The sequence below is a fragment of the Pseudomonas sp. Root329 genome (assembly GCF_001424925.1).
Classification (GTDB): domain Bacteria; phylum Pseudomonadota; class Gammaproteobacteria; order Pseudomonadales; family Pseudomonadaceae; genus Aquipseudomonas; species Aquipseudomonas arabinosi.
This window is the reverse complement of record NZ_LMCV01000027.1, coordinates 32,146-56,361: the sequence shown is the minus strand read 5'-3', so window position 1 is coordinate 56,361 and position 24,216 is coordinate 32,146. Positions and strand designations below refer to the sequence as shown.

The following is a 24,216-nucleotide window of genomic DNA, read 5'->3' as shown; positions in this document are numbered from 1 at the left end:
AGGATCGGCGACGGCGTGTGGGTGCCGTAGTAGCCCTGGCCGATGTAGGTCTTGAACAGCTGGTTTTTGCCGGCGATGGACTTGATCAAGGCCAGGGCATCGGCTTCGCTCAGGCCGTCTTCGAGGCCGAGGACGCTGGTGCCCTTGATGCTGTCGGGGATGACGCTGGCGCTCAGGGCTTCCAGCGAGTCGAAACCCAGGCTGTTGAGCATGGCTTGCTCGTCGCCGGCACGCGGGCCGATGTGGCGGGCGATGAATTCATTACGGGTGTCGAGGAAGTTAGTCATGCTGAAGTCCTCAAGCGTCGTCGTGGGTCAGGCGCTCGTAAGCGGCTTGGTCGAGCAGGGCGTCCATTGCGCTGGCATCGCTGGGGCGCATGCGGAAGAACCAGCCCTCACCCAGTGCGTCTTCGTTGATCAATTCGGGAGAGTTTTCGAGTGTCGAATTCACCTCGACCACTTCGCCGTCCAGCGGCATGTACACGCTGCTGGCGGCTTTCACCGACTCCAGCACCGCCACCTCATCGCCAGCGCCGAAGGTGCGCAATTCAGGCACCTGAACGAAGACCACGTCGCCCAGCGCTTGCTGGGCATAAGCGGTGATCCCCACGGTGATCAGGCCATCGCTCTCAAGACGCAGCCATTCGTGATCGACGGTAAAACGCAATTCGCTCATATCAACTCCTCATTGTTCAGACTCATCCACTGCTGGTGGCGGATGACGATGGGCAGGCTCGTGCCGGGCAACGAGCGTGGCTTGAGGGTTGATAGCAAGGGTGGTGCCAATGTTGTTTATTTGTTTTAAATCAATGGTTTGAGATATTTCTAGCAGGGTTGACGTGCAGCTGCCGTATTGAAATCAATACAGGCATTCATGGAGGAGGGTGCGAAGCCCGGGCCAGACGCGTCGAGAGGGATTTGTCTTGAAATCGATACGCTGTATCGATTTGCAGACATTTTGCCTGATGCATATCCCCTGTGGGAGCGAGCCTGCTCGCGATTGCGGTGTGACAGGCAACATAGGTGTCGCCTGAAACTACGCCATCGCGAGCAAGCTCGCTCCCACAGGGTTAAGTGTTGGTGATGGAATTGTGCTCCGGCAATGGCTTCATTGCTTGTTCGGAATGCCGTACTTACGCAAACGAATGGCTATCGCGCTGTGCGAGGTTTGCAGGCGTGCCGCCAGTAAACGGCTGGAGGGATAGCTGCTGTAGAGCTGTTCCAGCAAATTCTTTTCAAACCCTTCGACGGCATCCTCCAGGCTGCCAACCTCACCGTCGTTTCGTCGCTCCATCGCTGTTCTGGCGATGTCGAGGTCGTCGATGTCCACCAGTGGATTTTCGCAAATGGCGGCGGCGCGGAAAATCACGTTCTGCAGCTGCCGCACATTGCCCGGCCAGCGGTTACCGAGCAGCGCCGGAAAGGTCCCGGGCGCCAGGCGACAGACCGGACGCTGGATCTGCGCGCAGGCCTGTTGCATGAAATGGTTGGCCATCAACAGGATGTCATGACCACGCTCGCGCAATGGTGGCACTTGCAGATTGAGCACGTTGAGGCGGTAGAACAAGTCCTCGCGAAAACTGCCTTCGCTGACCATTTTCTCCAGGTCACGGTGGGTCGCGCTGAGGACCCGCACGTTGACCCTGACCTCACGATCGCCACCCACTCGACGGAAGCAGCCATCGCTTAAAAAGCGCAGCAACTTGGCTTGCAGGTAGGGCGACATTTCGCCGACTTCGTCGAGGAACACCGTGCCCTGGTCGGCCAGTTCCAGCAGGCCGAGTTTGCCGCCACGCTGGGCGCCGGTGAAGGCGCCCGCGGCGTATCCGAACAGCTCGCTTTCGGCGAGGCTCTCCGGCAGTGCCGCACAGTTCAGTGCCAGGAAGGGCGAGTCATGCCGTGCGCTGATCGCGTGGCAGGCACGCGCCACCAACTCTTTGCCGGTGCCGGTTTCGCCCTGAATCAGCAGCGGTGCGTCGAGCGTTGCCACGCGCTGGGCGCGGGCCTTGAGCGTACGAATCGCCGGGGACTCGCCGAGCAGCGCATCGAATCCTTCGGCATGGTCATGATGCAGCGCCGAGAGCCGTTCACCGATGCGGTTCGGGTGATACAGGGTCAGCAGGGCGCCGGCATCGGTGATCGGCATGGCGTCCAGCAGCAGTGTCTGGCCTCCGAGGCTGACCTCGTGCATGGGCAGGCGATAACCGTGTTCGATCAACGTCTGTTGCAAGGAGGGATCATCGAAGAGTGCCGTCAGCGGTTCACCGGCAGGCTCCCGGCCGCACAGCGAAATCAGCGCCGGATTGGCCAGCAGCACATGACCGCGCTCATCCACCGCCAACACCGGGTCGGTGCTGGCCGCCAGCAAGGCATCGAGTTGCAAGCGTCGGCGCTGCCCCGGGAGGATGTCGACCATCGTCACCGCTTGCACGCCCTGGACGCCAAGAAAGGCCTCGCGTAACTCCTCCAGAACATCGGCGCCGAGGGTGGGTGCATCGATGTAAACGTTGGGCGGCACCATCTCGACGGCATCCAGATTGAAACGGCGCCCACCGAGCAGGGCCAGCACTTCCTGGGTGATGCCGACGCGGTCGATGAAGGTGACGTGGATGCGCATAGGTGGCCTGCAAGGGTTGCGAAACAGAATGAGTATGACCGGCACGCGCCGCGTCTGTCAGGTGTTGCCGGTGGTGCGCGAACAGGCGGCCAGATCCTCAAGGAACGCCTGAAGGATCGGCGGCGGGGCCGTGCCACGTCGGGTGATCACGTCGAACGGCGACATCAGTTGCAGGCTCGTCGGTGCCAGTTGGTGCATCTCACCGGTCTTGATCCACTGGGCTGCGAAGTGCATCGGCAGAAAGCCCAGATAGGCGCCGGAGATCAGCAGAATCGCCAGCGCTTCGATGTTGTCCACGGTCGCGGCGGCTTTGCTGACGCCCAGGTGTTCCAGGTCGTACTGCTGCATGTAGCCCCTGACGACAATCCGGCTCGCGGCAATCTCTTCGAGCAGTTCGTCGCCCTCGGTCTTGCTGCCATACAGCGGATGCCGCCGCCCGCAATACAACCCCAGTGCTTCCTGATACAGCGGTGAGTGCAACAGGCCCGGAACGTAGATCGGAAAGTGCCCGATGGCCAGGTGCAGTCGGCCGTCTAGTACGCGTTCCTCCAGTTCGGCGGGGGTGCCGACGTACACGTTCAGGTGCACATCATGTCCCCTCGACACGAAGCGCTGGGTGGTGCGCGGCAACGGTGAGTCCGGGTCGGTAATGGTGGTGTCGATGATCCCCAGATTGAGCTTGCCGCTGATGTGCTGCTTGAGCACGTCGGCGTCCATGCAGAAATTTTCGACCGCCGACAGCAGGCGTTGAGTGGCTTCATGAATCGCCACGCCTTGCTCGGTCAGGCGAAAGCCGCTGCGCCCGCGTTGACAGAGCTTGACCCCCAGGCGGGTTTCCAGATGAGTCATCTGTTCGCTGATGGTTGATTGGCCGGCATTCAACGCCGCCTGCGCGGCAGAGAAACCGCCGCACCTGACAATCGTGGCAAACACCCTGAGCAGTTTCAGATCGACATCGTGTAGCTGGATCACCTTGAACCTCCCGCGTGTGGATGCATCGGTAATGCCGATATGAGTATCTGATGTTTAGCATTTTTTCCACGAAAACCTGCGCCCATAGTCATTCCAACGGCGGTCGCCTTCCAAGTCCGCTAGCTGATAACAAGAATTGGAGATGCCTGAAATGTCGAACAACGGTTATGAATCCGGTCGCTTGAACCTGCCATTCGTGGGTCACTGCACCTTTGGCAAATCCCCGGTGTGCACCGATTGGGATGCATTGGATGCGGACGTGGCGGTCCTCGGCGTGCCCAACGACATGGGCACTCAGTGGCGTTCCGGCGCACGCTTCGGACCACGTGGCATTCGTGAGGCATCGACCCTGTTTTCCTTCGGCCATGCCGGCGCCTATGACCACGAAGATGACGTCATGTACCTGACCGCCGCCGACGTGCGCATGGTCGATGTGGGTGACGCCGATATCGTGCACACCGACATGGTCACCAGTAACGAGAACACCGAATACGCCGTGCGCAAGATTCTGGATGCCGGTGTCATGCCGGTTGTACTCGGTGGCGATCATTCGGTTCACGCCCCGGTGATCAAGGCGTTCGAGGGCCGTGGCCCGATTCACATCATCCACTTCGATGCGCACCTGGACTTCGTCGATGAGCGTCATGGCGTTCGCTACGGCCATGGCAACCCGCTGCGCCGCGCGTCCGAAATGAACCACATCGTCGGCATGACCCAGATGGGTATCCGCAACGTGTCGTCGTCCAATCGCGATGACTATGAAGCCGCCCACGCGGCCGGCTCGAAGATCCTTTCGGTCCGTGATGTGCGCCGCCTCGGCGTCGAAGGTGTGCTGGCGTTGATCCCGCAGAACATCAACTACTACATCACCATCGACATCGACGGTTTCGACCCGTCCATCGCCCCTGGCACCGGCACCCCAAGTCACGGCGGCTTCCTCTATTACGAAGTGCTGGAAATCATTCAGGCCCTGGCCAAACGCAGCCAAGGCAACATCGTTGGCATGGATCTGGTCGAGGTTGCACCGGTCTATGACCCTTCCGGCATGACCTCGATTCTGGCGGCGCAACTGCTGCTTAACAGCATTGGTTTCATCTTTCATGAGCGGGCTCAAGCACGGCAAGCCATGAGCGAAACCACCACGGCCACGGCGTGATCTGACCGCCGCACAGAGGGAACAAAAATGGACACGATCGTTAAGCAGTATTTGCAGAAATTCGGTGTATCCGAAGCCACCCAGACCTTCCTCAGCAAGGTTCAGAAAATGTTCATCGGTGGCGCCTTTGTCGAGGCCAGCGACGGGCAGACATCTGATGTTATCGAGCCGTCGACCGAGGGCCTGATCACGCGTATTCCGATGGGCACCACACAGGATCTGGACCGCGCCGTGCAAGCCGCCCGCGCACAGTTTGACGGTGGCGCCTGGAGTCAAGCCAAACCGGCGGAACGCGAGCGGCTGATGCAACGCCTGGCGGACCTGATTGAAAGCAACGCCGCCGAACTGGCGGAAATCGAATCGATCGACATGGGCAAGTCAGTCGCCTTCGCGCGGGATGTCGATATCCAGGGCACGGTCGATACGCTGCGTTACTTCGCCGGTTGGGCGACCAAGCTGCATGGTCGAACCGTTGAGCCGTCGCTGCCGGGCAACTACCTGGCCTATACCCGCAAGGAAGCGGTAGGAGTGGTCGGCGCCATCGTGCCCTGGAACTTCCCGCTGCAAACCATGGCCTGGAAGCTCGGCGCCGCGCTGGCAACCGGTTGCACCGTGGTGGTCAAACCCGCCGAACTAACCTCGCTGTCGGCCTTGCGCTTTGCCGAACTGGTTCAGGAAGCCGGCATACCGGACGGGGTGATCAACATCGTGACCGGACGCGGCAGCGTGGTCGGTGCGGCGATGGCCACGCACCCCGGTATCGACAAGCTCACCTTCACCGGCTCGACCCCGGTCGGCCGTACCGTTGGCCGTGCCGCGCTGGACGAAATGAAGCGACTAACCCTCGAACTCGGAGGAAAATCACCGGTAATCGTATTGGCTGATGCCGACGTGCCAGCCGCCGCCCGGGCCATTGCCAACGGCGTGTTTTTCAACTCCGGCCAGGTGTGTGATGCCGGTACTCGCGCCTATATTCATCGCAGCGTCTACGACGAATTCCTGCGCGAACTGATCGCCTACACCCGCACGCTGAAAATCGCACCGGGTCTGGATCCAGACTGCTTCATCAGCCCGTTGGTCTCGGCGTTGCAGAAGGAGCGAGTGACCGACTACATCGAAACCGGCAAGCAAGAGGGCGCCGAACTGGTCTACGGCGGCCAGCCTGTCGAGGGGCCCGGTTTCTTCGTCGAACCGACCATTTTTGCCCATTGCCGCAACGACATGCGCATCGTCCAGGAAGAGATCTTTGGTCCGGTGCTGGTCACCGCACCGTTCGACGATGAAGAAGAGGCCTTGGCCCTGGCCAATGACTCGCCTTACGGCCTGGCCGCCGCACTGTATTCCAATGACCTTGGAAAGGTGCACAGCCTGATCCCACGGTTGAAAGCGGGTTCGGTCTACGTCAACGCCCACGGCACCCTCGACCCGTCGATGCCGTTCGGTGGCTACAAGCAGTCCGGGTTCGGCAAGGACCTGGGCGCAGAGCAGCTCGATTATCTGCTGGAGACCAAGGCGGTCTGGATCACGCTCCCCTGAGTCATGGCTGACTCAAACCCTGTGGGAGCTCGTTCCCACAGGGGTGTACACCAAAAGAATGCAGTTATCTCGTCATGATCTTCCAACAATAAGAGACCATCATGAACACTAACGCCAAGTCAGCCCTGAGCGTGTCGGTCCTGGACGACAAACCCGTCGTCGAAAGCCATTCAATCGATTTCATCCCGGAGAGCGAGCGCACCGATAAACTGTCGAGCCAGGGCCCGTTCTGGTTCCTCGGCAATTTCACCTTCTTCACCATGACCATCGGCTTCGTCGGCCCGAGCGTCGGCCTGACCGCGCTCTGGACCACACTCGCCGGCACGCTGGGCATCATGTTCGGCACATTGTTCATGGCGTTTCACGGCTCGCAAGGCCCGCACCTTGGCTTGCCGCAAATGATCCAGTCGCGTGCGCAGTTCGGCTATCGCGGTGTGATCCTGGTGCTGCTGGCGACGCTGTTTGTGTTCGCCGGTTTCAACATCGTCAACCTGGTGTTGATGATGCAGGGGCTGCACACACTCTTCGGCTTCAACCCCGCGGTGATCGCGGTGGCGGTGACGATACCGGCGGCCGTATTGGCGATTCTCGGGCATGACTGGATGCACCGCAGTTTCAAATGGGCGTTGTACCTGTCGCTTCCTCTTTACGGCCTGGTGACATTGGCGGTGCTGATGGGCTGGGTTCCCGATGCCGCGGTGCCGGTACTCGCGGCCGGTGAAGTAGCCCCGGCGCCGCTGGGCTTCAACTGGACCGGTTTCATTGCCCAGTTCGCGGCAGCGGCGAGTTACAACATCGCTTACGCCCCGTATGTGTCCGACTATTCGCGTTACCTGCCGAAGAACACCTCCAGCGGCAAACTGATCGCGGTGGTGTTCCTGGGTGCCTCGTTGTCCGGCGCATGGATGATCTCTGTCGGTGGCTGGCTGGCCGATCACCTGCATTCCACGGACGTGCTGGTGGCCCTTGGGCAAGTCGGCAACACCGTGTCGCCACTGATGGGGACTGTGGTGGTGGTTGTCACGATCCTGGCGTTCCTGCCGGTCATCGCCATGAACATCTACAGCGCGAAGTTGACCACGCTGACCTGCGTCGACTCGATCAAGCACATCGAACCGACCCGCAAGGCACGCATTCTGGCGATTGGTTTTGTGATCCTGCTGCAACTGGGCGTGGCCCTGAGCATTCAGAGTTCGGGCAAAGGCCTGTCAGTGTTGGGCATCTACCTGGTGGTGATGCTGTACTTCCTGGTGCCCTGGACCTCGGTCAACCTGACCGACTACTTCTTCGTCCGCAAGGGGCGCTACGCCATCCCGCACTTCTTCATGCCCCACGGCAACATCTACGGCAGCTGGGGCCTGCGCGGCATTGCGGCGTATGCCATCGGCTTCATCTCGATGATCCCGTTTTTCTACATCTACGACGGCGTCGAGCAGCGTGAGGTCTATGTCGGCCCGCTCGCCAAGGCACTCGGCAGCATCGATATCGCCTGGCTCGTCGGGCTGATCGTGTCGGGGCTGGTGTACTACTGGTTCAGCCGCTCGATCGACCTCAAGCGCGAAGAAATCGTCATCCAGCACATCGAAAAAACATCCCCGCAATACACCACCGGCGACACGTTGACCAAGCCGTCGTTGCCCGTTTTCAACGAATCGGCGGTCCGGAGATAATCATGGCTACGCAAAAATACGACTACATCATCATCGGCGCCGGCTCGGCAGGTTGTGTGTTGGCCAACCGCTTGAGCGAAGACCCGGCCACCTCGGTCCTGGTGCTGGAATTCGGCGGCAGCGATCGCAGTGTGGTGATCCAGATGCCAAGTGCGTTCTCGATCCCGATGAACACCAAGAAGTACAACTGGCGCTATGAGACCGAGCCGGAGCCGTTCCTCAACGGACGTCGTATCCACTGCCCAAGGGGCAAAGTGCTCGGTGGCTCGTCGTCGATCAATGGCCTGGTGTACATCCGTGGCCACGCCTATGACTTTGATGAATGGGAGTCCCTCGGTGCAGAGGGTTGGGGTTACCGCAATTGCCTGCCTTACTTCAAACGGGCCGAGCATTACGAGGAGGGCGGTGACGGCTATCGCGGCGGTACCGGCCCGTTGCACACCACCAACGGCAATCACATGAAAAACCCGTTGTACGGGGCCTGGGTCGAGGCCGGCGCAGAAGCGGGCTACATCAAGACCGAGGACTGCAACGGTTACATGCAGGAAGGCTTCGGTGCCATGCACATGACGGTGAAAAATGGCGTGCGTTGCTCCACGGCCAACGCTTACCTGCGTCCGGCCATGGGACGTCCGAACCTGACCGTGATCACCCATGCAATGACCCGTCAGATCATCCTTGAAGGCAAGCGAGCCGTCGGCGTCATGTATGACCACGAAGGCCAGACACACCAGGTTTATTGCAACCGTGAGGTGCTGATTTCCTCGGGGCCCATCGGTTCGCCGCACTTGTTGCAACGCTCCGGTATCGGCCCGGCCGAGGTCCTGCGCAAAGCCGGAATTGGCGTGCGCCATGACCTGCCGGGAGTAGGGGAGAACCTGCAGGATCACGCCGAGGTGTACATCCAGTTCGGCTGCAAGGAGCCGGTGACGCTGAACAGCAAAATGGACCCGCTGAGCAAACTGTTGATCGGGCTGCGCTGGCTGTTGTTCAAGGACGGACTCGGCGCCACCAACCATTTCGAGGCCGGTGGTTTCATCCGCTCGGACAAGGGCCTGCGCTGGCCGGACATTCAGTTCCACTTTCTGCCTGCGGCCATGCGTTATGACGGCAACAAACCGATCAAGGGCCACGGCTTCATGGTGCTCACCGGGCCGAACAAACCGAAAAGTCGCGGCTACGTTCGGGTGCGTTCCGCTGACCCTTACGAGCATCCAGAGATTCAATTCAACTACCTGCAACGCGAAGAAGACCGCGAAGGTTTCCGCCGCTGCATCCGCCTGACTCGCGAGATCATCGGCCAGCCGGCGATGGACCGCTTCCGCGACGGCGAGATTGCGCCCGGGCCACAGGTGAACACCGACGAAGAAATCGACGCCTTCGTGCGTGCAAACCTCGAAAGCACCTACCATCCTTGCGGCTCATGCCGCATGGGCGAGGACGAGATGGCAGTGGTTGACTCCGAGCTGCGTGTGCGGGGCATCGCGGGTTTGCGGGTGATCGACTCATCGGTGTTCCCGACCGAGCCAAACGGCAACCTCAATGCACCGACCATCATGCTGGCCGAGCGGGCTTCCGATCTGGTTCGTGGGCGCACCATGCTGCCAGCTTCCGATGCGCCCGTCGGTCTGGTCCAGGATTGGGAAACCAGCCAGCGATCATCGTTGCCGGGGCGCAATGTGAGGGTTTGAACCCGACGGGTTAATCGCTTAGGAAACATGTAAAACGGGCGCCTTCAGGGCGCCCGTTTTTTTCTTCGCAGCCCGTACAGGCGCTAGCTCATTTCAACACCAGCAGGCGATAAACCCCGCCCTCGCTTTCGATCCCGTGGGTGTCATGGGTGAAACCCGGGAAGGATTTGTCGAAGGCTTCCAGCGCCTTGAGATACGCCAGCAAAGGCCCGTCTGCAGGCCCGGCGTTTTCACCCGGCATCAGCAATGGAATGCCCGGTGGATACGGCACGATCCCGGTGGCGGCGATACGTCCGGCGGCTTCTTCGAGTGTCACCCGTTCGATGTCGTTTCTGACCAGTTTTTCGTAGGCCTCCACCGGGCTGAATTCGGCTTTCGGCAGTGTGCCGAACGCCTGGGCCATGTTGGCGGTGGTTTTGTGTTTCTTCATGGCGGCGAAGATTTCGTCGGCCAGGTCCTTGAGGCCCATGCCGGCGTAACGAGTCTGGTTGGCGGCCAGCAGATCCGGCAGGCACAGTTCCAGTTCGACGTTGTCGTCATAGTCGCGTTTGAAGTCGAGCAGGGCATTGAGCAAGGTGCCCCATTTGCCTTTGGTGATACCGATAGAGAACAGGAACAAAATGGTGAAATCGGTGGTTTTCTCGACCACGATGCCCTGACGTCCCAAGTACGCCGTGAGCACACAGGCCGGGATGCCCGAGTCGAGCAGGTTGCCGTCGTCGCCCATGCCGGGGCTGAGCACCGAGACCTTGATCGGGTCGAGCATGCAGTAGCCTTCTTCGATGTCACCGAAGCCGTGCCATACCGCGTTGGGATGCAATACCCAGCAGTTCGGCTCGGTTTTCAGAAGCACCGGGTCGACTTCATGGAACGGCACGGTGGCCGCGCCAACCTGCACGGTCGGCGGCTGCCAACAGGTAAAGAACCAGTCATCCTTGCTCAACATCTCGTTGTGCATGCGCGAGACGACCTGGCGGAAACTGATGGCTTCTTCGATCGATTCGGTGGTGAGGATTTGCCCGCTGGGCGCTTCCATCATCGCCGAGCTGACGTCGCACGAAGCCATGATTGCGTAGTTCGGTGAAGTCGAGGCGTGCATCATGTACGACTCGTTGAAGCGCCCGTGCTCGATCGGGTTGCGGCCGTTACGCACGTGAATCATCGAGGCCTGGGACAGGGCGGCCAGCAACTTGTGGGTCGACTGGGTGGCGAACACGGTCGGCTTCGAGTCGTCGTGATCGTCCGGGCTGCCGTGCATGGCGTGGCGCTCGCGGTACAGCGGGTTGAAACGCGCATAACCGTACCAGGCTTCATCGAAATGCAGACGATCGACGCTTTGCCCCAGCAACTCTTCGACGCGGGTGACGTTGTAGGTCAGGCCGTCGTAGGTGGAGTTGGTGATGATGGCGTGGACGGGTGTCGGGTCGATGCCTTGCTTGACCAGCGGGTTGCTGGCGATAGCGGCTTTCACGCCTTCGGCGCTCAGGGTTTGCGGCAGGATCGGGCCGATGATGCCATAGCGGTTACGGGTCGGCACCAGATAGGTCGGAATGGCCCCTGACAGGGTCATCGCATGCTCGGCGGACTTGTGGCAATTGCGGTCGCACAAGGCGATCTGATTGCGCGTGACGCTGGCCATGAGGATGACGCGGTTGGACATCGACGAGCCGTTGGTGACGTAGTAGGTGCGGTGGGCCCCGAACACTTTGGCAGCGTAACGCTCGCCCTGGCCGATGGGGCCGCTGTGATCGAGCAGCGAACCGAGTTCACCGACCGAAATCGACAGGTCGGAACGCAGCAGGTTCTCGCCAAAAAACTCGTAGAAGGCGCGCCCCGCCGTACTCTTTAGAAACGCTGTGCCACCGGCATGGCCGGGGGTGTGCCACGAGTACTCATAAGTCCGGGAAAACTTCACCAGCGCACCGAACATGGGGGGCAGTGCGGCTTGGCGATAACGTTCGATGGCCGCCAGGATGCGCCCGCTGAGGAAACGGCTGGTGTCCTCGGGCAACCAGATGAAATCGTCGGCGTGCTGCATGACCACCAGCGGAATGCTCGACGCGGTGCTGCGGTCGCTGATCAAAAACACCGGCACCCGGGTGTTGCGCTCACGCAGGCTGACCAGCAGTTGGATGCATTCCTCGTGGTCTTCGCTTTTGTCCATTTCCCAGCTGAGCAGCACGCATTGAATGGCCGGGTCCGAACGCAGGATCGACGTGGCGTCGCTCAGGGTTTCCGAGGCCAGCACCCGGACGGCGCGTTCTTCCACATCGTTGATCAACTGATGCAGGGCGCGACCAAAGACGGTGCGTTTGTCCGGCGGGCTGCTGACCAACAGCGTGAGCATCCCGAGCGTCTGTCTATATTCCGTCATGATTAAGCCTCCACTCTTACTGCTTGCAAGTTATTGACCGGCACCGGCTCACCCGTGATGTGCTGAGCGCTGACGGTCTGTGTCGGTACGCTGTTATTGAGCGCTTCGAGACGGATCAGGCGGTTGTTGACGAAGCCAAACAGCGTGTAACCAAAGATGGTCGCCACGCCGCCGAGCATCAGTGCCTGCGCGCCCGAGCTGTACAGCGCCAGGTAGCTGTAAGCCGCTGCCACCCACGCAACGATGTTGCTCACCAGCGCCGTGCCAGCCGGAACGTTGGAGACCTTTTGTATGGTCATCAACGCGGCCATGGAGAGGATGTAGGGCACGAGGTTGGTGACCACCGCGAGGTTGACGAGTGTGTCGAACTGCTTGCTCAGGTCAGGGCTGATGGTGAGAAAAGCCAGCGCCGTCTGCACTGCCAGCAGCACCAGCATCCCGACAATCGGTGTTCCGGCCTTGTTGGACTTGGCAAAGATCGACAGGAAATAACCGGTGTCCGCGGAGCTTTTGTAGACCTGTGCGATGGTGAATTGCCAACCCAGCAGCGAACCGATGCAGGCGAGAACCATCGCGGCCATCACAATGTCGCCGACCATTGGGGTGAACATCTTGGCAAAGACCAGCCCGAACGGTGCGGTTGAGGAGGCCAGTTCCGGGTTGTCGACGATACCGGCGATGACGTTGGTGGAGACGATGTAGATCACCGCCGCGCCGAGGGTGCCGCCGAGTACCGCAATCGGTACGTTCCTCTCTGGATTTTCCACGGCATCGGTGTTGGCGCACGCCGACTCCAGGCCGAGGAACGCCCATAAGGTGATCGCCACCGATGCACCTGCAGCTTCGAACCAGCCCATGTTGTGCGGGTTCCAGCCTGCGGCGTAGACACTGCTGTCGAACCAGTACCAGCCAACGGTGGATACCAGCACCACCGGCGCAATCACCCCCCAGACCGTAATCGCACCGATCCGGCCGGTAATCCGCGCGCCGCCGAAGTTGGCGAACGTGGTGATCCACAACAGAGCGATGGTCGCCAGACCCACTTGCAGTGAATCAAGCTTGATGTGGAACAGCTCCTGGATATAGCCGACCGCCGTAATACTGATCGCCACGTTGGCAATCAACAGCGAGAGGCCATAGGTGTAGTTCGTGATGTAGTTGCCCGCCTTGCCGAAGGTGTATTCGGCATAGCCGCCCATGCCCCCGGTCTTTCGGCTGAGCATCCCGCAGCGCGCAAAGGCATAGGCCAGTGCCAGGGAACCGGTGGCCGTGATCAGCCAGGAAAGGATGGAAATACCGCCGACTTCGGCAAGTTTTGTGGGGAGCAGCACAATGCCGGAGCCCAACATGTTGACGGCTGTCAACATCGTCAGTTGCCCCACTGTCATTTTCTTTGCGACTGACATTCCGTTGCCTCATTCGTTGGCGGGAGAGAGTGTTAGCTATAGCAAAGGATTGAAATGCCGCAAGAAATGTCCGTAAGACACTGAGAAAACAAGCTATAGCGCACTTAAGGCATTTTGCTGGCCCCGAAGTCTGAAAGTTTTGATCAAAATCAATTTATTTTCAGATAGTTAGGATCGAATACAAATGCGGAATGTGATGGTTGCGCTGATTTCGTTAGGCCTGGCGAGCGTTGCCGCCTCTGTCCAGGCCAAAGAGCTGGCATCGAATGATCGTTACATTTGCAGCTGGGGCGCAGGTACTGCGGCGAGAGCCCAGGAACTCAAGCTGTCCGGGGTTTCACTGTATGCAGCGCGGCAAAAGTTACATACCTACAAGTTCAGCAAGCCGTGGATGCACATGATGGCGATGGGCATTACCGAGCAGACCTATGACAGTCATTCGCGGATGAAGCCCGCAGCCCTGCGCGAGAGCTTTTATGAGGAGTGCGTCCGGTACAAGTTGGCGCGCAAATGAGGAGGGTGGTCCGCCGCAATCACCCGGACACGGCTCCTGCGCCGTGCCGGGCTGGTTACGTCAGGCATTGGATGCTTCAGACCATTCCTAAAGAGAGACAACTATCGAGTTCTTCTCAGGTTTTTTGCCTTTAACCTCCTGAGCATACCCATTACCGGCCGCAGGAGAGGCACCCTGTCAAAGATGGAAAGCTCATGCAGGTCCGTCCGCGAGGGCCTTTGATAGCCACAATTCCAGGTGAAATAGTAAGCCAGAATCTCTTTATTCTTATGAATAAGCGTATTGAGAGCAGCGTCATAATGCATCGGACCTCCGTCAGGATGTCCCGGTGGCCGCTCCAGAACCTGGAATAAAAAATCCCTCAATTTCCCAAAGCATTTCCCGTTTACAGCATAGAAATGGGCCAAATGTATTGGCCGGTCGACTGCTTTCCAAGCGGGCAAGTTTGAGTTTTCTTCAAACGGATGCCCAAAATAGACGATGTCCCACTCCATACCTTCCAGAGACTCGATGGCCTCTCTCCCATATTGAGAAATATGTCTGGAAAACTGTATGTCGTCCTCCATGATCAAGATATTTTTCAAATTCAGGCGCATTGCCTCTTCCAGTACCCCCAGATGACTCAAAAAGCAGCCTCTGACCCCGACGCTCGGGAAGCCATTTCCCTCACTGGGCGTAACAGCCTCAAAAAAGCCTATTTTTTCATCATCAATGTGAAAGCCGTTGCGAGTGAATTCTTCTACTGTTTCTAAACGGCGATCCTTTCTTGACGAGATATTGATGATTCTTACTCGATCAAAGTATTCGATCACATTCATCTGTCAGGTCCTTAGCGCAGACAATCAGGGCAGTTGGATTGGCCGGATTGCAGTATAGGCAGCATTTCCGGATGAAGTTTTAGTCTCGTAAATCGGCATGCGGCACCCGTCCGATAAGACCCGCCGGATAGGTGCACAGTGAATGGGCACCGGGCGGAAAGCTTCTATAGATCCGGGCACGCCAGCGCTTCGGCGGGGTGCAGAGCGAAGTCTTCAAGGTCTCCTATACTGGATCGTTCCGAGAGTTTCCCTACCCTTCACAGCGAGGAGAACGCACATGACCATTCGAATTGGCGACGAAGCACCGGATTTCACCGCCGAAACCACCGAAGGCACGCTCCATTTCCACGAATGGATTGGCGATAAGTGGGCCATCCTGTTCTCACATCCGAAGGACTTCACCCCGGTCTGCACCACTGAACTCGGTTATATGGCCGGGCTCAAGCCGGAGTTCGACAAACGCAACACCAAGATTGTCGGCCTCAGCGTCGACCCGGTCGGTAATCATCAGACCTGGGCCAAAGACATCGAAGAAACCCAGGGCCATGCGGTCAACTACCCCATGATCGGCGACGAGAATCTGGTGGTGGCCAAGCTCTACGACATGATTCACCCGAACGCCAGTGGCGGCGCTCGTACTGCCGTGGACAACGCCACGGTGCGTTCAGTGTTCATTGTCGGCCCGGATAAAAAGATCAAGGCGATGCTGGTCTACCCGATGAGTGCCGGGCGCAACTTCGATGAGGTGCTACGGCTGCTCGATGCTATTCAGTTAAACGCCAAGCACACGGTTGCCACACCGGTGAACTGGCGTCCGGGTGAGGACGTGATCATTCCTACGTCGGTATCCGACGACGACGCAAGGAAGAAGTACCCGGATGGCTTCAAGACGGTGAAACCTTATTTGCGTACGGTGGCGCAACCGAAGTAATGGTCAGTCATTCATCCTGTCTTCAATCGCGATGCCCTTTACGCGCATTGCATTGATCTGCTCGGCGCGGGTGCCAGGGAGGTTGAGCATGCTTCCCTGGCGCAGCGCCGAGACTTCTACAGTGTTCCAGGGCTGAGAATGCACGGGGAGCCTTTACCCGCCATGCCGTCTTCATGCGTCAAAAACTCTCGGCCGCCGGGTACTTTCAGAAAGTTGCCGACAAACCCGCCTTTACAGGCGTCGTCGGCAGTCGAGCCCATGCCATTGCCAAGGTGCTTCGTTGCCCGGTGCAGGGCGCTTTGCCGGGTCGCGTGCCAACGTCCTGATGCGGGCTAGCGCCCATGCGTAATGCTATTTCACATGGATAGAATTCATTGGACTGACGTGCTTGTTGTGGCGTTATTTTGACGCCACCCGCCCTAAAATTAAATTTCGATTTATTATGGTGACGAGCTATTGACGTAATGGCGATGTGCTTATAGGCTCAATCTAGCCGATAAAGATTCCTTCAACCGACAAAAGAATAACCCCCTACGCAAGGAGGCGGTGTTATGCGCTCAACACTTGTCATTAAATTTGTGTTGTTGTCTGTGATCCTGAATGGTGCAGCCGTTGCTAGTGCTCAAGCGACCAGTTTGGCCTATGAAATTAGTCGCATAAGCAGCGCATGCGAGGAGTTAGGGCCTCAACTTTGTACTGCTCTCAAAGAGCACGCGGGTGGCGCACTGCTTACTTTTGGAAAGGGTCTTGGCTTGCCTTCATTGATCACTGATGTTTACGTCGATGATGCCCATTCTGCGAAAGTTAATAGTGTCATTCATCATGCTGACTCGGGCGTGGATGTAACCGTCAATTCTTCTTCGCGTGACAGATTAATGGCGGCGGTTGACAATAAGCAATTCAAGATTGATTCATCTCTCCAGGATAAAAGTCTGGTGGGGGTATCTGATATCAACCAACCCAATGCAGTACCGCTTTCTGCGGCAGCATGGTTATTTTCTTCCGCGTTGTTTGGTTTTATTGTGGTCGCCAACCGACGGAAGATATAGGTGGTGGTAGTTAGTATTTTCGGCAATAAGGTCTGTTAGACAGTCACTCTGGTGGCTGGCTAGACACACGACTTTATATATTGTTTTTGCGGATAATATCGGTCTTGCAATGATGTTGGTTTGTAATTGTTGATATCAGTTAGTTGCGCTGGCAAACGTAGCCATCGTCGGGTTGACAATGTCGCAGTTGAGCCAGCTCAAGCGGGCATGGTGTAGTTAATATTGGCGCGTAATACATCGGGGGCAGCTTGCTTGCTCCAAGTCATTGTTAAATAACGCCATTCTGTGGTTTTGCACTAACGTTCCGGTTTTGAGTGTGTTTCATTGGCGGAATTGACCGCCCAGACGCTCAAGGGGAATGCTGTTTAGGCATTTCTTTGGCGTGAAATAGGCTAGAGTGATTTGACTTGGTTTTTTTGCTCTAGACTCCTTGCATGGCTACTAAGACGGAGGGATCCCGATGTTCCGTTCAATGATACCTGTGCTCTGCGCGCTGGCCGTTTGGCCCAGCATTTCCAGTGCCGTCGAAAACGACCCGACTTACCGGCTGAGTCCGGGAGATAACCTTTCTGTTTCCGTGTGGGGCGAAGATAAGCTCAAACAGGATGTACGCGTACTCCCCGATGGCAGCATTACCTTCCCGCTGGCAGGGCAGGTCAATGTTGCGGGGCTTGATGCCACCGCTGTCGCGAAGCAAATCGCTGCCAAGCTTGAGGCTTTCATACCTGATCCGCAGGTGAGCGTTGTCGTCACCGGCACCGAAGGTAATCTCGTCTACGTTCAGGGCAAAGTGCTGAAACCCGGCACTGTGCATATGTCAGGTCAAACGTCAGTGCTGCAGGTAATAAGCATGGCGGGTGGGCTCGACAAATTCGCCGATAAAGACGACATTAAGGTCGTGCGGTCCACTGGGGCTAAACAAGAGATCCTGCGCGTCGACTACAGCGAGTTGATGTCAGGGAAAGACATGACCACCAATTTTCTACTTAAAGCCGGCGATACGCTGGTCGTGCCTTAGCCTTGCGCGAGGCACTAGGGATTACTTTGCTTGGATTTCGAACTACCGGGGTTGCGACGGCAATCCTGGCTTTGTCGTGTTCGGACATGGCCTATGCTGCCACTTGGCAATCAGCAATAGCAGTGCCTTCGACGGTCGAGTACGACAGCAACCCACTGCTGCTCACGAGTGATGAGAAGGGGGTGACCCGTACCATCATCGCCCCCGATTACAGCCTCGTGGGTACTTCCGGACGGGATGAGTTCCAGTTCGGTCTCGGATTAAATATCGTGCGTTCGTCGGATACGTCCGTCGTTTCGGACCGTGAAGATCCCAGATTGAAGTTAGGGTGGCAGCGCGAGACCGAAACGGGTGCTTTTGGACTCACGGCGAGATATGAAGAAAGCTCTACGCTTTCCTCGGCGGTTCAGGAAACCGGCGCAGTAATAACCACAGATGGCACGCAAAAGCTGTATTCGCTAGGCGGCAACTGGCGCACTGCTCTCAGTGAACGCGGCACCTTGGCTAACGAGACTGACTACAACCATGTCACCTACGATATTAATTCGCTGACCAGCTATGACGAGCTGTCGACCCGGTTGAGCTATACCTATGCATGGAGCGAACGTGTGGAGCTATTCACGCGTTTTGGAGCGAGGCGTTATGAGCCCGATCAAGGATCTGCGGTGGCCTCTTCAAACAGCTACACCCCCGATATTGGCATGAACTACCAAATCTCCGAGCGGCTCAGGGGCTCGGTATACGTGGGCGCCAATCAAGTCTCCGGCACGAACAGCGGTCCCACTGGCCAGGGCGGTTTTACCTTGAACTATACCGGTGAGCGTATTGATACCAGTATTGACGTCGGTCGTACCACTCTCGCCAGCGGGGATGGTGGTTTCGTCGAGGTTGATTCCGTGAGGGGTACATGGAGCTATGCCGTCGACGAGACCCGACGCACCGGTTTCGATGCCTCCTGGCAAGACTCCAAAGGCCAGAGGCCTAATACCCTGAAAAATTACAGTGCCTGGTTTAGCCAAGAACTCTCGCCTTTTTGGATTGCGCGCCTATCCTACACATACAAACAACGCCAGCAAGATGGCTTGCCGGATGCCACTGCAAACGTCGTCGGGCTGATGCTGACTTATAGTTATCCCGGTCTCTGACATTCAGCTGTGTGAGAAATATGGCCTCTGATTACGAAATGTCGTTCAACGACTACCTAGCTATCATCAAGCACCACGCCCTGCTGTTGATCGTGAGTTTCGTGGTCATACTCGGCGTGTGCATAGCGGTAGCGATCTCTCTCCCGCCGACCTATGAGTCATCCGGCACGATTCTGGTGGAGTCTCAACAGATTTCGCCAGACCTGGTGGCGGCCAACAACAATACCTTTGCCGATGAGCGCATCGAAGTCATTCGCCAGCGCGTGATGACCCGTGAGCATCTGGAAGGGATCATCGACAAATACAATCTTTTTGCTTCGCAAAGTCGGCAGCTGAGCGTTAGCGAGAAGATCGAAGAAATGCGCAATGCGATTGTGGTTTCCCTGGTCAGTGCTGCCGTCAAGGGGCGCGGAGAGGTGACGATTGCTTTCCGTCTTTCCTTTGAACACAGGCAGCCAGAGATTGCGAACAAAGTTGCCAAGGAGCTGGTGACGCTGTTTCTGGATGAAAACATCAAGCAGCGCACCGAACGCGCCAGTGAAACGACAGAGTTCCTGACGCAGGAGGCGGACAAGCTCAGGGTAGAACTGGAAGCCCTGGAGAACCGGTTGGCGGACTTCAAGCAGGCACACAGCAACGCGCTGCCCGAGCATCAGGAGCTGCGCATGAATATGTTGTCGCGTGCCGAAACCGAGCTTAAAGAGGTCGACCGTGACTACAAAACTGCCCGTGAGGAGTTGCGCTTCAATGAGTTGGAGCTCTCCGCCGCGAATGCCGGGCTAGCGACCAAGCCTGGGGCACCCGGTGCGACAGCTGATAAACCACAGGATCTGGCTAGCCTCAAAGCGGAGTACACCCGGTTGCTGTCGCTGTATACGCAAGCCCACCCCGACGTGCGTGCCGTCAAACGCAAAATTGCTGCGCTTGAGGCTGGCAAAGGTGCTGATGGTGCAGCGGCCCCGGTCAATCTGGACGCGGCCAAGGCCCAGGCGCGGATCTCCGCAGCAGAAGCACGTATCAAGTCACTGGCCGATCAAAAGCAGCAAATACTCGGAAAAATTGCCGAATACGAGGCGGAAATTCTTGAGACGCCGCAAGTCGAGCGTGGCCTGGTCACGGTGATGCGTGACCATGATAATGCTCGTAAAAAATATGAGGAGATTCGCACGAAGGAAATGAGTGCGAAAATTTCCGAAAGCCTGGAGCAGGAAAACAAAGCCGAGCGTTTTGTTCTTCTGGAGTCACCGCTGATGCCCGAAAAGCCGGTACGGCCGAACCGTAAAAAAGTGGTTGCCATGGGTTTCTTGCTTGCCCCGGTGGGTGCTGGCGCACTGGTGATGCTTCTCGAGATGATGAGTCAGCGTGTGCGCGGTGCCCAGGCCTTGGCCAGCGTGCTGGGTAGACGCGTATTGGTTTCCATTCCCTACATTCACACCAAGGCTGAACTGGCACGCCGCAGGAAATGGCGAACGCTATTGATCGTCTGTGGAGTCGCGACAATCGCGATCTTTCTGGTGCTCCTGCACTTCCTCTACATGCCTCTGGATCTTCTGATGTTTAAAGCTCTGGGCCGGTTTGCATAAGGAATATAGCCATGGAAATATTCAATCCCGATACCGAAAATGCCGAGCAACAGACCTCGTCAAAAGCCATGACACCGACCGCGCAGTCCACAGGTCTGAACGCTCTCAGTTATGTGCAAACCAAGGTTGTACCTTTGCGACCAGATCACCTTGAGCGCCACCGCATTGTGGCTTACAACAAAAATTCGAACATGGGCGGGGCATTCGATCTACTGCGTACACAAGTGCTGAAAATCATGGAAGAAAATGGCTGGCGCACGCTCGCCATCACTTCGCCGACTCCGGAGGCAGGCAAGACGGTGTTGGCTATAAACCTGGCAATGAGTATCGCGCATCACACGACCAAGACGGCGTTACTGGTGGACTTCGACTTGCGTCGTCCGAAGGTGGGTGAGTATCTGGGTCTGCCGATGGAAAAATCGCTGAATGAATTGTTGGCAGATGAAGCTGAACTGCAAGAAGTACTGGTCAATCCGACCTTGCCGCGCTTTGTGGTCCTGCCGACGCGTGAGCCGATTCCTCTTTCCACCGAGGTGTTGTCATCGCCTGCTGTGAGTCATTTGATTGCTGATCTGCGCGAGCGCTACAACTCACGCATCGTGATTTTCGACTTGCCGCCGTTGTTGAGTTCGGATGATGTGATTAACGTCCTGCCCAGGTTCGACTGCGTCCTGCTCGTTGTCGCTAATGGATTGAACAGCAGGAAAGAGATCGAGGAAAGCCTGCATCATCTTGGGACCGCCAATCTGATTGGCACGGTGTTGAACAAAGCCGAGCCCGAAAACCGCTCTTACTACTAGAGCATCACCCGCAGGAGATCGGCGCTATTGGCTAGCGCCGACGCTCAGTGCCAAGGGTACTTCTGCTCCCAGCTCCAGGCGTGCGCCACTATCTGTTCAAGTGAGCCAAATTGCGCTTGCCAGCCAAGTAATGTGTTGGCCCTGCGGGGATCGGCCACTAGGCGTGGTGGATCGCCCGCGCGACGTGGCGCTTCGCTGACAGAGATATCCTGGCCGGTCACGTAGCGCGCGGTATCTATTACTTGCTGTACTGAGAAACCTTGACCGTTGCCGAGGTTGAACGCCGTGCTTGCCCCCCCTGCCAGCAAATAATCCACGGCAAGTGCGTGAGCTGCAACGAGGTCGACAACGTGGACGTAGTCGCGAATGCAAGTGCCGTCAGGTGTGTCGTAATCACGGCCATAGACGGTGATGGTTGCGCGCCGTCCTGAGGCTGCTTGCAGGATCAGGGGCAGCAGGTGGGTTTCCGGTTCATGGCGTTCACCTAACTGTCCTTCAGGGTCTGCTCCGGCGGCGTTGAAGTAGCGCAGGCAGACCGATTTCAGCCCGTAGGCGCGGTCGAAATCTTCAAGCATCTGCTCCACCATCCACTTGCTGCGTCCATAAGGGTTGATCGCGGCCTTGGGATGCTCCTCGTCGATGGGTACATACACCGGGTCACCGTAGACGGCGGCGGTCGAGGAAAAAATGAAGTTTTTAACCCCGGCGCGAACCATCGCCTGGAGCAGTGTCAGGGTGGCGGCGAAATTGTTTTGATAGTACTTGGCAGGTTCAGCAACGGATTCGCCCACCTGTATAAAGGAGGCGAAGTGGAACACGGCATCAAAGTGGTGTCCCGCAAACAGGGCGTCCAGCGCCTGTTCGTCGGCTATGTCCAGTTCGACCAATGTCCCGCCCCTCAACGCGCTGCGATAACCGGTTGAGAAATTGTCTGCCACCACAAGATCGTGACCTGCACTCAGTAGCTGCTTGACCATGTGCGAGCCGATGTAACCCGCGCCACCCACCACCAAAAATTTCATCCTGATCTCCGATTTCCAGGGCACTATTGCTGTGCAAGCACCGATGGCAACGTCAGTGCGATCCGTCTGATCATTACATTAAAGGACAAGTTGGATTTTTCGCTACACGCTTGCTGGCAATAGCCGAGACTCGCTACGTTTGGAACGCCAAAGGAGAGAATATTTCGAACAAGACACAGCGAGCGGGCCAATTGGAGCTACCCTCTGAGGAGACATATGGGCATCCCGCGAGAGTAATTGTCAAATGAAAAACTCTGCCAGAATTATCGATGGCTCATCAAAAATATTAAAAGCAGAATGGCCAAATTTAGTATTGTGGTCATTTCTGCTGTCACCGTTGATTGTTAGAACGCTAGCAAACTATCAATATTCTAAAATTGATTTATTGGTCGTTTACACCCTTGGCATGTCGGTGTTGTGGCTTTTGGCAATTCGATTTATTTCATCCAATCAATTCAAGGTTCACCTTATTCTGTTGCCGTTCTATTTGGTAGCAGCTATTGATCTCTTTTTGGTTTTGAATTTTAACTCGAGATTAACAGCTGCCTATATATTTATTGGCTTGACAAACTATCAGGAGGCCCGCGAATTTCTACCGACCTATTGGCAACCGATCAGTATCGTTTTGGTGATTTTCATATTTTGCTATGGGGCTGGATTAATAGGCCTGCATAAGCGCGAATTATATAAAAACAAAGGCGTTTTTGTTTTGGTTGTTAGCGCCTTGCTAGTGGGGTATGGGGCGTATTTTTATAAAACCGCCAAACTTAATTCTTTCGGGAAATCTGCGGTCATGGATCTCCTTGCAAAAGATCAAAGCACGCCAGTAGGTTATTTGTCGCAAATTGCCTTGACTGCAAATTTGTATTTGGGGACGGAGGAGCTTATCACGCGCCGTCGGGAATCTGATGTAAAAATAACCAGCCTGTCGAATCAATCAAATATAGAAACCATCGTTTTTGTAATCGGTGAGTCATCACGGCCGCAGAACTGGTCCCTCTACGGTTATAACAAGGAAACCACCCCGAATCTCGGTAAGCAGGCGGGGCTTTTCAAGTTTAATAAGATCTGCACGACAGCCCCCTATACCTCGTTCGCGGTTCCTTCAATGCTGAGCCTTGAGCCTATATCGGATTGGGACGCCATTGCGTCAACCAAATCATTGGTGAGTATATATCGCGCAGCCGGGTACATGACCTACTGGTTGTCTGTGCAAGAGGTTGATAGTTTTGGCGGAATAATTCCACAAATAGCCGCGGAGGCACAGCACCGTCAGTATTTTGAGAGAAGCTATGATGGAGCATTGATTTCAGAGTATGAAAAAATACTAAATAAAAGCGGTACAGAAAAGAAAGCCATATTCATTCATGTCAAGGGTAGTCATTTCGAGTATTCACGCCGATACCCGGAAAACTTCGATAAATTCAAGCCGTCAACAGACAGCTTCAAAGACAAAATTACCGCAGAATATGACAATAGTATTTTGTATACGGACTGGCTGCTGAGCACAATCATTGACCAATTGAAGTCAAGCAAAAAACCATCTGTCTTGTTTTATTCATCGGATCATGGTGAAAATATGATGGATGACAGTCGAGGCCTCCTGGGTCATGGTATTGGCAATAAATATGACCTTCCGGTTTCGGCATTTATCTGGGCATCCGATAATGTTTCAAGCCCGCAATCGCTCAAGCTTTTAAAGTTGAAGGAAAGAGAGAGTCAGAAAATCAGCATCTCCTCCTTGCCACATACTCTTTTAAGTATCACAGGGGTTTTAACGAGTAAGTACAAAAGTTCGGATGATTTATTAAGTGATGATTTTGTATCGTCGAAATGTCCACATCTGCTCGGCGCAGGCTATGTTCCATCGTTTGATTTTGACGCCCTTTAAATAGCCCTCACTGAAAAACGCCGC

General features: G+C 56.6%; 19 protein-coding genes and 2 pseudogenes. 12 read left to right on the top strand and 9 right to left on the bottom strand.

Annotated features, from left to right (window positions below):
• The 4 genes and pseudogenes from ASC74_RS20430 to ASC74_RS20415 form a co-directional block, all read right to left on the bottom strand.
• A pseudogene (locus tag ASC74_RS20430) lies at positions 1 to 287 on the bottom strand (glycine dehydrogenase (aminomethyl-transferring)); the annotation flags it as partial.
• A gap of 10 nt (positions 288 to 297) precedes the next feature.
• On the bottom strand, positions 298 to 675 hold the full coding sequence (gene gcvH, locus ASC74_RS20425; RefSeq protein ID WP_056743532.1) for a glycine cleavage system protein GcvH: 378 nt from the start codon (positions 673 to 675) through the stop codon (positions 298 to 300).
• 432 nt (positions 676 to 1,107) lie between these two features.
• Complete coding sequence (locus ASC74_RS20420) at positions 1,108 to 2,616, bottom strand: sigma-54-dependent transcriptional regulator (RefSeq protein ID WP_056743530.1); 1,509 nt, start codon at positions 2,614 to 2,616, stop codon at positions 1,108 to 1,110.
• A 57-nt stretch (positions 2,617 to 2,673) separates the two neighbouring features.
• Positions 2,674 to 3,588 (bottom strand): LysR family transcriptional regulator, encoded by a 915-nt coding sequence (locus tag ASC74_RS20415; protein WP_056743528.1) that lies wholly within the window; start codon positions 3,586 to 3,588, stop codon positions 2,674 to 2,676.
• A 151-nt stretch (positions 3,589 to 3,739) separates the two neighbouring features.
• Between ASC74_RS20415 and speB the strand changes: the two genes are divergently transcribed.
• The 4 genes from speB to betA all read left to right on the top strand — a co-directional run bounded on the left by speB (position 3,740) and on the right by betA (position 9,641).
• Positions 3,740 to 4,744, top strand: a complete 1,005-nt coding sequence (gene speB, locus ASC74_RS20410; protein WP_046049331.1) for an agmatinase — start codon at positions 3,740 to 3,742, stop codon at positions 4,742 to 4,744.
• Positions 4,745 to 4,771: 27 nt separating this feature from the next.
• Complete coding sequence (locus ASC74_RS20405) at positions 4,772 to 6,280, top strand: aldehyde dehydrogenase family protein (protein WP_056743526.1); 1,509 nt, start codon at positions 4,772 to 4,774, stop codon at positions 6,278 to 6,280.
• 101 nt (positions 6,281 to 6,381) lie between these two features.
• A complete protein-coding gene (locus ASC74_RS20400; RefSeq protein ID WP_056743525.1) occupies positions 6,382 to 7,950 on the top strand; it encodes a purine-cytosine permease family protein in 1,569 nt (522 codons plus the stop codon).
• Positions 7,951 to 7,952: 2 nt separating this feature from the next.
• A complete protein-coding gene (betA, locus tag ASC74_RS20395; protein WP_056743523.1) occupies positions 7,953 to 9,641 on the top strand; it encodes a choline dehydrogenase in 1,689 nt (562 codons plus the stop codon).
• 88 nt (positions 9,642 to 9,729) lie between these two features.
• On the opposite strand, the gene ASC74_RS20390 is transcribed toward betA, so the two are convergent.
• The gene (locus ASC74_RS20390) at positions 9,730 to 12,015 is read right to left on the bottom strand and encodes an Orn/Lys/Arg decarboxylase N-terminal domain-containing protein (RefSeq protein ID WP_056743521.1); all 2,286 of its coding nucleotides are present in this window, start codon (positions 12,013 to 12,015) and stop codon (positions 9,730 to 9,732) included.
• Positions 12,016 to 12,017: 2 nt separating this feature from the next.
• The gene (potE, locus tag ASC74_RS20385) at positions 12,018 to 13,421 is read right to left on the bottom strand and encodes a putrescine-ornithine antiporter (RefSeq protein ID WP_056743519.1); all 1,404 of its coding nucleotides are present in this window, start codon (positions 13,419 to 13,421) and stop codon (positions 12,018 to 12,020) included.
• Between the two features lie 184 nt (positions 13,422 to 13,605).
• Between potE and ASC74_RS20380 the strand changes: the two genes are divergently transcribed.
• On the top strand, positions 13,606 to 13,935 hold the full coding sequence (locus ASC74_RS20380; protein ID WP_008146735.1) for a hypothetical protein: 330 nt from the start codon (positions 13,606 to 13,608) through the stop codon (positions 13,933 to 13,935).
• A gap of 101 nt (positions 13,936 to 14,036) precedes the next feature.
• Here ASC74_RS20380 and ASC74_RS20375 read toward each other — a convergent pair whose 3' ends face one another.
• Positions 14,037 to 14,753 carry a glycosyltransferase family 25 protein gene (locus ASC74_RS20375; RefSeq protein WP_056743517.1) on the bottom strand — a complete coding sequence of 239 codons (717 nt, stop codon included), beginning with the start codon at positions 14,751 to 14,753 and terminating at the stop codon, positions 14,037 to 14,039.
• A gap of 277 nt (positions 14,754 to 15,030) precedes the next feature.
• Here ASC74_RS20375 and ASC74_RS20370 point away from each other — a divergent pair, with 277 nt between their 5' ends.
• On the top strand, positions 15,031 to 15,684 hold the full coding sequence (locus ASC74_RS20370; protein ID WP_008155786.1) for a peroxiredoxin: 654 nt from the start codon (positions 15,031 to 15,033) through the stop codon (positions 15,682 to 15,684).
• Positions 15,685 to 15,687: 3 nt separating this feature from the next.
• Here the strand turns inward: ASC74_RS20370 and ASC74_RS32215 are convergent.
• Positions 15,688 to 15,959, bottom strand: a pseudogene (locus ASC74_RS32215) (cytochrome C); the annotation flags it as partial.
• Positions 15,960 to 16,235: 276 nt separating this feature from the next.
• Here ASC74_RS32215 and ASC74_RS20365 point away from each other — a divergent pair.
• The 5 genes from ASC74_RS20365 (at position 16,236) to ASC74_RS20345 (ending at position 21,279) form a co-directional block, all read left to right on the top strand.
• The gene (locus ASC74_RS20365) at positions 16,236 to 16,733 is read left to right on the top strand and encodes a hypothetical protein (protein WP_056743516.1); all 498 of its coding nucleotides are present in this window, start codon (positions 16,236 to 16,238) and stop codon (positions 16,731 to 16,733) included.
• Positions 16,734 to 17,193: 460 nt separating this feature from the next.
• Entirely contained in the window at positions 17,194 to 17,751 is a 558-nt protein-coding gene (locus ASC74_RS20360; RefSeq protein ID WP_056743514.1) for a polysaccharide biosynthesis/export family protein, read from the top strand.
• Between the two features lie 86 nt (positions 17,752 to 17,837).
• Entirely contained in the window at positions 17,838 to 18,896 is a 1,059-nt protein-coding gene (locus tag ASC74_RS20355; protein WP_442965797.1) for a hypothetical protein, read from the top strand.
• 20 nt (positions 18,897 to 18,916) lie between these two features.
• A complete protein-coding gene (locus ASC74_RS20350; RefSeq protein WP_056743512.1) occupies positions 18,917 to 20,479 on the top strand; it encodes a GumC family protein in 1,563 nt (520 codons plus the stop codon).
• A gap of 68 nt (positions 20,480 to 20,547) precedes the next feature.
• On the top strand, positions 20,548 to 21,279 hold the full coding sequence (locus tag ASC74_RS20345; protein WP_236713314.1) for a CpsD/CapB family tyrosine-protein kinase: 732 nt from the start codon (positions 20,548 to 20,550) through the stop codon (positions 21,277 to 21,279).
• Between the two features lie 44 nt (positions 21,280 to 21,323).
• Here ASC74_RS20345 and galE read toward each other — a convergent pair whose 3' ends face one another.
• Positions 21,324 to 22,301, bottom strand: coding sequence for a UDP-glucose 4-epimerase GalE (gene galE / locus ASC74_RS20340; RefSeq protein WP_056743509.1), 978 nt, complete (start codon positions 22,299 to 22,301; stop codon positions 21,324 to 21,326).
• A 244-nt stretch (positions 22,302 to 22,545) separates the two neighbouring features.
• Between galE and ASC74_RS20335 the strand changes: the two genes are divergently transcribed.
• A complete protein-coding gene (locus tag ASC74_RS20335; protein ID WP_056743507.1) occupies positions 22,546 to 24,192 on the top strand; it encodes a phosphoethanolamine transferase in 1,647 nt (548 codons plus the stop codon).
• Positions 24,193 to 24,216: the final 24 nt, after the last annotated feature.